Genomic DNA, 12,240 nt, shown 5'->3' with positions numbered 1-12,240 from the left:
TTCTTATATTTTCATAACACAGCTTTCACTTATTGATTTATATCTATGTACACAGTTTCATTAGGCTTAACCATATTTAGTCGTTTCCTAGCAGTCTTTTCTAGGGTTTCATTATTAATGGACTTAGTTGATCTCAAGTTTTTGATCTTAGAATCTGTAGTTTCTATTTGATCGTTTAAACTAGCTATTTCAGCCTTGTACTCGTTGTATTTAGTATACTCGAATTTAAATCCACTTATCATACCAAAAACTGTTACTACAAGAAACAAGCTTATAGCGATAAACTGACCTGAAAATTTTTTTCTTACGTTCATTACTACTCCCTCTCCTTGATATTAATCTGAGTATATCTAGTCAATAATTTTATTTACTTTTTGATTTTGATTTATCAATTTTATTTGGTTTCTTTGTTTTTTTAGATTTATTATATTTCTTATGCTTTTCCTTTTTCTTCGCCTTTTTTGGTTTAGCTAGCTTATCTATCTTTATAGTTTTTTTGTTCTTTGCGTTTTTAGATTTTTTATCCATACTCCTTTTAATACCTATAATTATATTGGGTATATAAAATATGATATCAAATAGTAAATGCATTGAATAGATTATAACGTAATACAAATTGTTTATAAAAGCGACTAAACCTAACACCACTTTTTTAAATAAATTTGAAGTAAAGCATATTAATTTACTGATAAAAGACAATATGTATTTACTTATGGTGTTGTAATAAATAAGAAAACCTACTATTAAGGCGACAAAATGATAATACCTTAAATCAAAAAATTCGGTAAGATTAATAGTCAAGAAAATTACTAATGTAGCAAAAATCCAAAATATAATATCAAAGAAAATCGAAAAACAACGCATAAATTTAAAATTAAATTTTAATGCCCTATAAAAATCAAACAGAACACCGATTATTACTCCACCGTAAATAGTCGCATAGAATATTCCCACATCTTGTGTAAAAGGTATCATCTACTTAAACACCTTCTTGAAGAAACTCTCTTGAGGTTTTCTAGGCTTTGCGTAAACAATTGAATTTATGGTACCTTCAATACTGATTATTTTTTCATCGATACTGAGTTTACTCATATCCAAATTCTCGCCCTCAATTACCATTTCTCCAACAGACGTCTTTACCTCTACCCTTTTATCATTAAAAGAGTAAATATGCTCTACGCCAGAAATAACTAAGTTTGATCTATCTTTCAAAGTTATATTTTGTTCCATAATATCCCTCCAGTACATATTTCATTAATACTACTATTAAATATACTGGAGTTCAAATGATTTTATTCTAAAATTTTGTACATTTCTTTTGCATCGTTTTTTAGCACATGTTCTTTTATCTCAAGCACTTCAAACTTCATTTTTTTCTCTCCAAACTGTATCACAAGTACATCGCCAATTCCAACAACTGAAGATGACTTTGCAACTTTACCATTTATAGTCACTATTCCTTTTTCACATGCATCCTTTGCTACAGTTCTTCTTTTAATAATTCTAGATACTTTTAAATACTTGTCTAATCTCATAGTATCCTCCCTAAACATTTAAAGAAAGTGTGGAGATTATCCACACTTTCTTTAAAATCAAAATAATTTAGTATTATTTGTTTATCATATCTTTAAGACCTTTTCCAGCTTTGAAAACAGGTGCTTTAGAAGCTGGTATATCTATAACTTGCTCTGGGTCTCTTGGGTTTCTTCCTTGTCTAGCAGCTCTTTCTCTAGTTTCAAAAGTACCAAATCCTACTAATTGAACTTTTTCATTATTTACAAGAGCTTCTTGAACAGAGTTCATAAATGCGTTTAATGCAACCTCTGCTTCTTTCTTTGTTAATCCACTCTTTTCTGCCATTTTTGATACTAATTCAGCTTTATTCACGATACTTACCTCCTAAAAAATTGTTTATGTTTATAATATAGACCTTCACCCACTATAAAGATAAAAGTTCTAGATTTTTGACAAAATACCTTTTTAATTATTATCATCTTTTTGTAATTTTGCCTGATTCCAATACTTGTCCATTTCTTCTAAAGTCATATCCTCAAGCTCTTTATGTAGCTCAAAAGACTTCTTTTCAATATATTGAAACCTTTTTATAAATTTAGCTGTTGTGTTGTTCAGAGCCTCCTCTGAATCTACATCTAAAAACCTAGCCAAATTTACAATTGAAAATATCAAATCACCTAACTCTTCCTTTATGTATTTTATATTCTCGGCTCTGCATTCGTCAAGTAATTCCTGATATTCTTCTTCAATCTTTTTAAATACATCTTCTACATTATCCCAGTCAAATCCTACAAGTGCTGCTTTTTTTTGAACTTTTGTAGCCTTCATCAGAGCTGGAAGACTCTCCGGTATCCTAACCAAACTATCTGTAATGGTGTTTTCACCCTTTTCTTCCTTTTTAAGCTCTTCCCAAGTCTTTTCTGAAAAATCACTTCTATCACCAGCATTGAACACGTGAGGATGTCTGCTAATCAATTTTTTGCATATACCACTCACTACTTCTGATAAGTCGAAATATCCTTCTTCTTTTCCGATTTGACAATGTAGTACAACTTGTAATAAAACATCTCCAAGTTCTTCTACTATTTCTTCATCATCATTGTTATCAATAGCATTTATAAGCTCGTATGATTCTTCAATTATAAATTTCTTAAGAGATTCATGTGTCTGCTTTTTATCCCAATCGCAGCCACCAGGCCCCCTAAGCTTCTTTACTATCATTTCCAAATCATGTAGTGTATTATACATTTTATTTGAACTTTTAGGTATATACAAGCTAGTTAAGTAGTCAAATTGGTTTTCATTTCTATCGAGTTCATACAGCTTAACTGTTTTATTACTCTCCAATCCATTGACTCCAGCTGCTTTAACTATATATATAACCTGATCGTACTCATAATATTCACTTAATTTCAATTTTACGTTAGAAGCAGTAAAATTATCATAAATTTGAGTTATAATCATGCTTTTATTTGTGTCTATATATATATCTTCAAGTTCGAATGCATCAAGAAGTTGAAATCCCTCTGATGGGTCTTCAGATAAATAATTAAATATTGCATCTACAAAGCTCATAGACGGTATTGTAACGACCTCTATTTGATTTCTGTGTGCAATGTCTTCAATTATACCGACTGTTTTCTCCGCAACCCTCGGATGTCCTGGCACTGCATATACTAAATCATCCCCTTTAATTGATTCATCAATTATGAACTCTGAGATTTTAGCATATACATTTTCAAAGTTTTCTTCACTTTCGTAGAAATAATCCAATGAAGTATATTCTATCTCAGATTTTAACTCATCAACTATAGGGTGTTTTTCAGTTCTAAAAAAAATCTTTGAGTTTGACTTTAAAGCTTTAATAGCTCCTTGACTTATTAGAGATATATCTCCAGGACCTAGACCTACAATGCTTATCTTACCCATAATATCACCTCTATCAGCATATTGCAATTGTTTGAATAAAATTGATAATTTATAATACAATTTTTTGTTTTATTAGATATTATTTCCAATGTTCTCAAAATTATTCTAACATTATCTTATAAGTTTAGCTTTCTTTAGTGATTTGTATATTTTATCCCCCTTAGGCATAGTAAGTATTTCTTCTTTTGTTATTGCCCCTATACCAAGTACGGCTAAAACATATACTAATCCACCTACACAAATAGCTATAACTGTAGTTAAGTTATTCCCTAATAATCCAACTAAGAAACCATAACATACTTTTACAACTATATACATAGTCATAACAGTTATTAAAGGTTTTATAATAAATTCTCTAGTTGAAAGCTTTAATCCCATGAATCTCCTAATGTACAGTAGGTTTATAAATGCAGCTACTAAATAGGCTGTAACTGTACCAAGAGCTGAACCTAATATATTTATATCATGAATTCCAGTCAATGTATAGCTTATAATTATTTTAAATACCATACCTGTTACCAACGCAACAACTGGAACCATCGGTTTTCCCATACCTTGTAGTATACCATTCGTAGTCTGAATTAGCCCTAAGAATATAGCACAAGGTGCAAGCGTAAATAGGATAATTCCGATACCAGCTGACTCTTTAGGGAATAGAAGTTGCATTATAGGAGTTGCTAGCGATGCAAGGCCAAAAGCACATGGTAAAACTATAAGTAAAGTAACTTTAATTGCACTTTTTGTATCTTTTCTAGCTTTAAATTTATTTCCTACAGCATATGATGCCGAAATTGATGGAACTAAGCTCATACTAAGTGCTGTAGTGATTACCATAGGTAAATTGACTATAACCATAGCCATCCCTGTGAGTTGACCAAACATAGAATTCGCCATCTTATATGTAAAACCGGCACTCATTAATCTATCGATTACGATTACATTATCTATCATATTTACAAGTGGCATAACGCAAGCACCAATTGTTATGGGTATTGTAACCACAAGTAAATTTTTAAGTATTCTTGAAAAACTCTCGACATTAAAGTTTGGGCTAGATTCAATCTCCAATCTACGCTCTCTCTTTCCTATCAGATAAACAACTATTAAGAATATAACAGATGCTATAGATCCAAGGGTAGCTCCTGATATAGCTCCTGCGGCCCCAAATTTTACACCATATAAACTATTTAAAGCATATGCAAGGTAAAGCCCTAAGCCAACCCTTACAAGCTGTTCTATAATCTGTGATAAAGCTATCTTTGTCATTTCACTTCTACCTTGGAAATATCCCCTATATGCAGACATAACCGGAACAAATAGAAGTGCTGGTGCTATAGCTTTCATCGAATAAAGTGCATTTGGATTTTTCATAATGTTTGTAACTATAAATTCAGATCCAAAGAATAGGATACAGAAAACAATTAAACCCGTAACCACAAGTATGGTACGAGATACTTTAAATATTCTATGTGCTCCTCTGTGATCATTTACAGCAACTTTTTCAGATACCAATTTAGCTACTGCTGTTGGAAAACCAGCCGTCGCTAAAGTTAAAAACAATGTATAAACTGGATAAGCAGCTTGGTAGTACCCCATACCTTCAGACCCAATCATATTGCCAAGTGGGATTCTGAAAAAGGCACCAATTATTTTAATCAATATACCTGCTGCTCCAAGTATAAGCGCACCCTTTAAAAAAGAGTCCTTATTTTTGTTATTAGCCATAACGCAACCTCCAAATCGTTTATATAACAAACTTTAATATACCATATTTTCAATATCATATACAATAATTTACACAAAAACTTCAAAAGACCTCTATATTAAGAGGCCCTTTATAATTTATTGAACTTGTTTTCCTAAAAAGTTTGCAGCAATTCTAAGGCTTTTTTCTTCACTTGCAAGTGATGCATCTTCATCTTTAGATAAAAGTATAATAGCTCCTATACAATCACCTGAATCACTTACTATAGGCACTATAAATTGCCCTGAGTAGTCTTTTGGATCATCTCTATGAAGTGATATCATTTCATCTCCTTCAAGATATTTTGTATTTCTATTTGATATAAAATCTTCTAAATCACTGCTTATATTTTTTTCTTTGTAATCCTTTTTTGATATCTTAGATACAGCTATTATTGAATCTGAATCTGTTACAACAACACCGTATCCATATACTTCTCCTAATGATTCAGCGTAAGTTTGAGCAAATTCGTTTAATTCTCCCATAGGAGAGTATTTTTTCAATATAACTTCTCCATCTCTCGCTGTAAAAATCTCTAGTGGATCTCCTTCTTTAATTCTAAGAGTTTTTCTGATTTCCTTCGGAACAACTACTCTACCAAGATCATCTATTCGTCTAACTATTCCTGTTGCTTTCATATTGTATAATACCTCCATATAAAACTTTAAGTATATTTTTACCAAGATAAAGAATTATATGCAAAAAAAGCTACATCATTTTTTGATATAGCTTTTAAATTTGGTATATAAATACATCTATCGTTTGTATTTAGCTATTTTTATCTATTTTTAGTTACTTTTTTAGAAAGTAACTTTTTTTATGATCTTTTCGTTTCTATCTATCTTTGCTGACTTAGTAAGTTTATCAACTTTTTCTGAATATTTTTCTCCAAGAATCGATTGTTTAATTGTAGACTTTGCATCTTCAAACGAAGTTTCATCTTTCTTTTTATTTGTTACTTTTATAATATGGTAACCGTATTGTGACTCAACTAATTCTGAAACTTCCCCTACTTTTAGGGAAAATGCTGCTTTCTCAAAAGGCTCAACCATTTGTCCTTTTCCAAAGAACCCTAATGAGCCGCCAGATGAAGCCGAACTATCTTGTGAATATTTTTTGGCTAACTCAGCAAAATCTCCTCCACCTTTAACTTCTTTAAGTACATTTTCCGCTTTTTTCTTTGCAGCTTCTTTTTTGTCTTTTGATAGCTCTTTATTATTATCATCTACTGTCTTTATAAGAATGTGAGATGCTTCTACTTCCTCTTTGTTAAACTCATCTTTATGAGTGTTGTAGTATTTTTTCATTTCAGTTTCATTGACTTTTGTATTTTCATAAAACGCATCTTGATATCTTTGAAGTGCTAGACTCTTTTTCTCTTGGTTAGTCAAGAAAGCATCGTCTATTCCAATTTCATCAAGTTTCTTTTTATAATCTTTGTTTGATTCAATATTTTTCTTTATTTCACCAACACTTTTTTTAATCTCTGCATCAGTTGGTATCAAATTGTCTTTTTTGGCCTGATTATAGATCACCTCAGTACTGATTAGCTGTTCAAGAATACTGTCTTTCATCTGATCTCTAAATTTGACACCCTCAGATACCTCTTGATCCAAAATTCCTTCTCCATATTGAGATTCAGCAGTTATTTTAGTTATATCCAACATTTTTTTGTATTCATCTTTAGTTATTTCAGAATTATCTACTGTAGCCACTGCATTTGAACTTCCACTGCATGCAGTTACTGATATCATTGTAAGTAACGATACGGCTAATGTTATTAATTTCTTCAAATTTAAGCACCCCTCTTATCTTTGCGATTTTTTAACTCCACACATTTTTTCTAACAGTTCTTCTAGTTCATTCACTATATTATAACCTATTTTTTCCTTTGTCTTATATTTAGTTATAGGCTCAAGGAATATTTCGTCTTTAATATGTCTTATTTTCTCTATCTTTAATTGTTTACATAGAGTTTTTATATATGCTATCTTAAGAAGACAATTTACTGAATTAGGTATATCAGAGAATCTATCCTCCATTTCTTCTTGAACATCGTACATATCTTGTTTTGACTCTATTGCGGCAATTTTTTTATACATTTCTATCTTTGTAAGTTCTCCATCGATATATGAATCAGGTATAAATGCATTTACATTTAATTCTATCTCTACATCAACTTCTTCTTTTATATCTTCGCCTTTTATCTTTTTAATTGCATTATTTAACATTTTAACATAAAGATCATATCCTATTACAGCCATATGACCATGTTGTTGAGATCCTAATATATTTCCTGCACCTCTTATCTCAAGATCCCTCATAGCTATTTTAAATCCTGAACCAAACTCGGTAAATTCTCTTATAGCTTTTAATCTTTTTTCTGCTACTTCACTTAAAGACTTATCTTTTTCGTACATAAGATAAGCGTAACCCTGTCTGGTACTTCTACCAACTCTCCCTCTCAACTGATAAAGCTGAGCAAGACCCATCTTATCTGCATCGTATATTATCATAGTATTGGCATTTGATATATCCATACCTGTTTCTATAATAGTTGTACACACTAATACATCAAATTCTTTATCTAAAAAACCAAGAATTATATTTTCTAAAGTTTTTGAAGTCATCTGCCCATGAGCAACTGCAACCCTTGCATCTGGCACCAACCTTTTGATCATACTGGCCATTTCTTCAATATGTTCTACTCTGTTGTATACAAAAAATACTTGACCACCTCTTCCCAATTCTCTTTCAATCTCATCCTGAATAATACTTTCTTTATTCTCAGTTACATACGTAATCACAGGATGTCTCTCTTGGGGAGGCTCTTCTATTACACTCATATCTCTTATACCACTCAGAGACATGTGTAATGTTCTCGGTATTGGTGTAGCTGATAGAGTAATAACATCAACTGTGGATTTGATTTTTTTTAGAGATTCTTTGTGTTTAACTCCAAATCTCTGCTCCTCATCTACAACGACTAGACCTAAACTTGGCAAATCTATATCACTAGATATAATTCTATGAGTTCCAATTAAAATATCAACTAGTCCTTTTTTTGCATCTTCAACAATTTGTCTTTGCTCTTTAGGTGTCTTAAATCTACTAAGTACTTCCACCCTAAGTGGATACGATGCGAATCTCTCTTTAAAGGTATTGTAATGTTGTTGTGCAAGTATAGTAGTTGGAACTAGCACTGCAACTTGTTTTTGATCCATACAAGCTTTAAAAATAGCTCTTATCGCTATCTCTGTTTTTCCATAACCAACGTCACCGCAGATTAGTCTGTCCATTACCTTATTTGATTCCATATCTATTTTTGTCTCATCAATAGCTTTTAATTGATCATCAGTTTCTTGATATGGGAACAGTGATTCAAACTCAGATTGCCATGGAGTATCTTTAGAGAAGTTATAACCTTTTATCTTTTCACGCTTAGCGTAAAGCTCTACTAACTCTTTAGTCATATCTTCAATTTCTTTTTTGACTTTTGTCTTAGCTTTTATCCACTCACTGGCACCTAGTTTATTTAATTTTACTTTTTCTACTTCAGCTCCTATATACTTTTGGACCTTGTCCATCTGGTCAATCGGTACATATAGATTGTCCCCGCCCCTGTAGACAATTTTCATATAATCTTTTTTGATAGCGTTTACAGTTATTTGATCGATACCTGCATATCTACCAATACCATTATTCTCATGAACTACATAGTCACCTTTATTTAAATCCAAAAATGATTCTATAGTTTGACCCTTTTTATTAGATTTTTTCTTAGGTTTTGATGTCCTTCTATGAACCCCAATCATCTCATTGTCAGTAATTATAGTAAATTTTATAGATTTATATTGGAATCCACGACTTATATTTCCTTGTGTAATTATTATTTGAGATGATTTTATTTCTATATCTCTATTATTGGATACATTTGCTTCTATTCCTCTTTCGAATAAACTTTCCTTTAACTTTTCTGCTCTATCTATCGTGTTTGTTGCCAAAATTACTTTGTGTCCATTGTATTTTAAATTGTTTAATTCTTCTACTAAAGATTCAATCTTTGCATTGAAAGTTGGAATTTCTCTACATTCAAAGTTAATTATTTTCTTAACTGAAAAATGACTTACAGCTTTAGGTAATAAAGTATTTAGTATAAGTTTTTTATCTTTTAATAAATGCTCTATATCGTGATAACTGTACAGTAATTCTGCCTGTCCCTTTAGAGCAAGTCCTCTCTCTAAATTCACTTTATAGTTTTCTTTAAAAGTATTTGAAAGGTTCTCAAACTTTTCTTTAAATCTAGCAATATCACTTAAAAATACTACAGCATCCTTGTTCAAATATGAAAATAAACTTTTTTCATCTGTATCGTAAATATAGTCAATATAATTTTCAACACCCTCAAAATATATTTTATTTGAGATTTTGTCTATATTCATAAAAGTATCTTCATCAGTATTGTCTGTTGTATCCTTCTTTAGTTTAGAAACTGCTGTATCGATTTTTTCAGGATAAATAAACTCTCTTGAAGGTGTTATAGAGAAAACATCTATCTTATCTATTGATTTTTGTGAAAGAACGTCAAAAGTTCGTATAGAATCTATTTCATCATCAAATAATTCCATACGAATTGGGTTTGAATATTCTAAGGAAAATATATCAATTATACCGCCCCTTATGCTAAATTGTCCAAATCCCTCTATTCTAGAAACTCTCTCATAACCTAAGTTTACAAGTCGATCAGTAAGATCTTCTAGATTTATGGTATCTCCTATTTTATACGAGAATATGTTATTTATTAACATATCTTTAGGTGTATATTTCTTTAAAATGGCTTCAATTGAAGTCACAAGTATAATATCCTCACCTTTTGCCAGTCTAGTTAATACTTTTAATTTTTTTGCTTCTTCAGATCTGTCTTTTGCTTCTAGGCGATAAAAGTATATATCTTCAAATCCCAGATACTCCACCTTATCTTTGACATAAAAACACAAGTCCTCATACACTTTCTTTGCTTCCAACTCACTGCTCGCTATAAATAAGGTCTGTTTTGATGTGTCCTTAAATAACGAATACGTAATATGAGGTTTTTGTACTTGCAATAGACCATTTATTAGAAGCGATCCTTGCCCGTCTTTTACATAATTTAGTGCATCTTTATATTCCTCTGAGTTTCGTAAAGGATATACAAAAACATCATTCATGCTACTCTCCCTCTCGCTATATATTATATTTATTCATTGCTAATTCTAAATTTTCTCTGATAATTGTATCTACTGATTTACAAGCCTTGTCTATTCCGCTTTCTATATCTGACTGTTCTTCTTTTCTAAATTTTGAAAGTACGAAGTTCGCTAAATCCTGCCCTGGTTCAGGCTTAGACACACCAACTCTTACTCTTGGAAATTCTCCAGACCCTAAACATTTGATTATAGATTTCATTCCATTGTGGCTACCTGCACTTCCTTTTTTCCTTATTCTAATCCTTCCTACATCTAAATCTATATCATCGTAGACAACAATTATATTTTCAAGATCTACCTTGTAGTAGTTATATATATCTATTAAAGTTTCCCCACTTAAATTCATATAAGTTTGTGGTTTGACAAGCAATACTTTTTCTGTCCCTACTCTACATTCTCCTATAAGAGCTTTGTGCTTCATCTTTGTAACACTAGCTCCGTACTCTTTAGCTAATATATCAATAACGTCGAATCCGACATTATGTCTTGTATGTTCATATTGTTTACCTGGATTTCCTAATCCTACTATTACAAACATTTTTTACCTCCTTATGTTATTTTATATAGAAAGCTTACGTACAGCTCTAGCAATCTATTTTCTGTCAATATTATGATTATTGTTGCTAGCGATATAAAAGGAGTAAATGGAATCACCCTTCTAAGCCTATCTCTTTTAAATATAATAATTACTATGTAGTAGAAAAATGCTGTTAAGAATGACAACCCTATCAGATAAAGAGCTTCTCCCCTTCCAAGCGCAAAGCAACATAAGCCATAATAACCAACATCCCCATAACCGAGAGATATAGTCGTTACAGCTAATATATATGAAATAGTCACTCCTATAATTAAATCAAATACATAACTCCACTCTATACAACCAAGTTTCAAAGAAATTATAAAAATAATTCCTTGAACCATTATACCACTAAGTACCGTTGTGTTATTAAACCCTCTAAACTCTTGTGTTTTCAAGGTTATAAGCGTTTGATTATTTTGGAATTGTCAGTTAAATGTCAGTTGACACAACTTATCCACAGTTTTTAACCTTATCTAAGTGACTAGGTTATCTAATTATAATCTAGTCACTATCTTTATAATTTTAACACACTTAAATATTTTTTTCTCTATTTCTTTTTTTATTCATTTATATTTCATTAAAACTTCATTAGCAAAATAGGAAAATGTTTACATTTACATTATCTAAACGTTGTAGGGTGTATCACATGATCATCTTTAGGATTAATATGAGATAATTCTGTATCAACTAATGAATTCCTCTTTGAACTGCATAGTGTCCATATATCTTAATTTATCTATAGTCTGGTCTAACTTCTCATACTTTTATGGATATGTACAAAACATAATGAATTATAAACTTTTATGATAATAATTTAAATTATCCAGTTTTGTCATTTTAATGACCAGTTTTGTATATAAAAAAGGATTATATCTAAATTTGCAGAAAAAATATTTAAATGAATAAATAAATTAAATATCGAAAAATAGAGTTATTTATATTAAAATGCTTCATTCGATTATTTAGTAAGAGAAGGTAGTGTCGGCGTTATATAATATTAATTTAAACAAGGAGGTTTTTTCTATGAAAAAATTAAATAAAATATTTACTGTTATTATTTCAATTGCTATGATATTGGTATTAAATGTTCCTGCATTTGCTGCTACAGAGTCAGATATAAAAAATTTAAACTCTGATCCAATTCAATATACAGTTTATAATGAAAAAGGCGAGATTGTTGAAGAAGGATTGATACCAAAAAATAATAAAGGGAGATATGCCTGGTC

13 protein-coding genes and 1 pseudogene are annotated in these 12,240 nt (G+C 30.7%); 1 reads left to right on the top strand and 13 read right to left on the bottom strand.

The window, feature by feature from the left end; all coding sequences use genetic code 11:
- Positions 1–29: 29 nt before the first annotated feature.
- From KQI18_RS12320 to KQI18_RS12265, 13 genes and pseudogenes are all read right to left on the bottom strand, one after another.
- A complete protein-coding gene (locus tag KQI18_RS12320) occupies positions 30–314 on the bottom strand; it encodes an FtsB family cell division protein (protein ID WP_216468252.1) in 285 nt (94 codons plus the stop codon).
- 49 nt (positions 315–363) lie between these two features.
- Positions 364–528, bottom strand: coding sequence for a hypothetical protein (locus KQI18_RS14255; protein WP_236887773.1), 165 nt, complete (start codon positions 526–528; stop codon positions 364–366).
- 186 nt (positions 529–714) lie between these two features.
- Positions 715–975: pseudogene (gene yabQ / locus KQI18_RS14520) on the bottom strand (spore cortex biosynthesis protein YabQ); the annotation flags it as partial.
- A complete protein-coding gene (locus KQI18_RS12310) occupies positions 976–1,230 on the bottom strand; it encodes a YabP/YqfC family sporulation protein (protein WP_216468250.1) in 255 nt (84 codons plus the stop codon).
- 62 nt (positions 1,231–1,292) lie between these two features.
- Positions 1,293–1,535: an RNA-binding S4 domain-containing protein gene (locus KQI18_RS12305; protein WP_216468249.1), complete on the bottom strand. Its 243-nt coding sequence runs from the start codon at positions 1,533–1,535 to the stop codon at positions 1,293–1,295.
- A 73-nt stretch (positions 1,536–1,608) separates the two neighbouring features.
- Positions 1,609–1,887 carry an HU family DNA-binding protein gene (locus KQI18_RS12300; RefSeq protein WP_216468248.1) on the bottom strand — a complete coding sequence of 93 codons (279 nt, stop codon included), beginning with the start codon at positions 1,885–1,887 and terminating at the stop codon, positions 1,609–1,611.
- Positions 1,888–1,980: 93 nt separating this feature from the next.
- The gene (mazG, locus tag KQI18_RS12295) at positions 1,981–3,444 is read right to left on the bottom strand and encodes a nucleoside triphosphate pyrophosphohydrolase (protein ID WP_216468247.1); all 1,464 of its coding nucleotides are present in this window, start codon (positions 3,442–3,444) and stop codon (positions 1,981–1,983) included.
- 111 nt (positions 3,445–3,555) lie between these two features.
- Positions 3,556–5,169, bottom strand: a complete 1,614-nt coding sequence (locus KQI18_RS12290) for a putative polysaccharide biosynthesis protein (protein WP_216468246.1) — start codon at positions 5,167–5,169, stop codon at positions 3,556–3,558.
- A 117-nt stretch (positions 5,170–5,286) separates the two neighbouring features.
- Positions 5,287–5,826 carry a stage V sporulation T C-terminal domain-containing protein gene (locus KQI18_RS12285; protein WP_216468245.1) on the bottom strand — a complete coding sequence of 180 codons (540 nt, stop codon included), beginning with the start codon at positions 5,824–5,826 and terminating at the stop codon, positions 5,287–5,289.
- A 162-nt stretch (positions 5,827–5,988) separates the two neighbouring features.
- On the bottom strand, positions 5,989–6,981 hold the full coding sequence (locus KQI18_RS12280; protein ID WP_216468244.1) for a peptidylprolyl isomerase: 993 nt from the start codon (positions 6,979–6,981) through the stop codon (positions 5,989–5,991).
- 15 nt (positions 6,982–6,996) lie between these two features.
- Positions 6,997–10,395, bottom strand: coding sequence for a transcription-repair coupling factor (gene mfd / locus KQI18_RS12275; RefSeq protein WP_216468243.1), 3,399 nt, complete (start codon positions 10,393–10,395; stop codon positions 6,997–6,999).
- Positions 10,396–10,411: 16 nt separating this feature from the next.
- Positions 10,412–10,972, bottom strand: coding sequence for an aminoacyl-tRNA hydrolase (gene pth, locus KQI18_RS12270; protein ID WP_216468242.1), 561 nt, complete (start codon positions 10,970–10,972; stop codon positions 10,412–10,414).
- Positions 10,973–10,983: 11 nt separating this feature from the next.
- Positions 10,984–11,355: a hypothetical protein gene (locus KQI18_RS12265; protein ID WP_216468241.1), complete on the bottom strand. Its 372-nt coding sequence runs from the start codon at positions 11,353–11,355 to the stop codon at positions 10,984–10,986.
- 682 nt (positions 11,356–12,037) lie between these two features.
- Between KQI18_RS12265 and KQI18_RS12260 the strand changes: the two genes are divergently transcribed.
- Positions 12,038–12,240: hypothetical protein (locus tag KQI18_RS12260; RefSeq protein ID WP_216468236.1), on the top strand; the 203-nt coding region annotated here is incomplete at its 3' end.

It is taken from the genome of Metaclostridioides mangenotii, assembly GCF_018917235.1.
In the GTDB taxonomy this organism is placed as follows: Bacteria; Bacillota; Clostridia; order Peptostreptococcales; family Peptostreptococcaceae; genus Metaclostridioides.
The sequence above is the reverse complement of the archived record's forward strand: the minus strand, read 5'-3'. Positions and strand labels throughout refer to the sequence as shown.

What these genes read in the sequence shown, in the direction of transcription:
- pth (WP_216468242.1), bottom strand. Translation starts at nt 10,972, where the DNA reads ATGTTTGTAATAGTAGGATTAGGAAATCCAGGTAAACAATATGAACAT.
- KQI18_RS14255 (WP_236887773.1), bottom strand. Translation starts at nt 528, where the DNA reads ATGGATAAAAAATCTAAAAACGCAAAGAACAAAAAAACTATAAAGATA.
- KQI18_RS12310 (WP_216468250.1), bottom strand. Translation starts at nt 1,230, where the DNA reads ATGGAACAAAATATAACTTTGAAAGATAGATCAAACTTAGTTATTTCT.
- KQI18_RS12265 (WP_216468241.1), bottom strand. Translation starts at nt 11,355, where the DNA reads ATGGTTCAAGGAATTATTTTTATAATTTCTTTGAAACTTGGTTGTATA.
- KQI18_RS12320 (WP_216468252.1), bottom strand. Translation starts at nt 314, where the DNA reads ATGAACGTAAGAAAAAAATTTTCAGGTCAGTTTATCGCTATAAGCTTG.
- mfd (WP_216468243.1), bottom strand. Translation starts at nt 10,395, where the DNA reads ATGAATGATGTTTTTGTATATCCTTTACGAAACTCAGAGGAATATAAA.
- KQI18_RS12290 (WP_216468246.1), bottom strand. Translation starts at nt 5,169, where the DNA reads ATGGCTAATAACAAAAATAAGGACTCTTTTTTAAAGGGTGCGCTTATA.
- mazG (WP_216468247.1), bottom strand. Translation starts at nt 3,444, where the DNA reads ATGGGTAAGATAAGCATTGTAGGTCTAGGTCCTGGAGATATATCTCTA.
- KQI18_RS12305 (WP_216468249.1), bottom strand. Translation starts at nt 1,535, where the DNA reads ATGAGATTAGACAAGTATTTAAAAGTATCTAGAATTATTAAAAGAAGA.
- KQI18_RS12285 (WP_216468245.1), bottom strand. Translation starts at nt 5,826, where the DNA reads ATGAAAGCAACAGGAATAGTTAGACGAATAGATGATCTTGGTAGAGTA.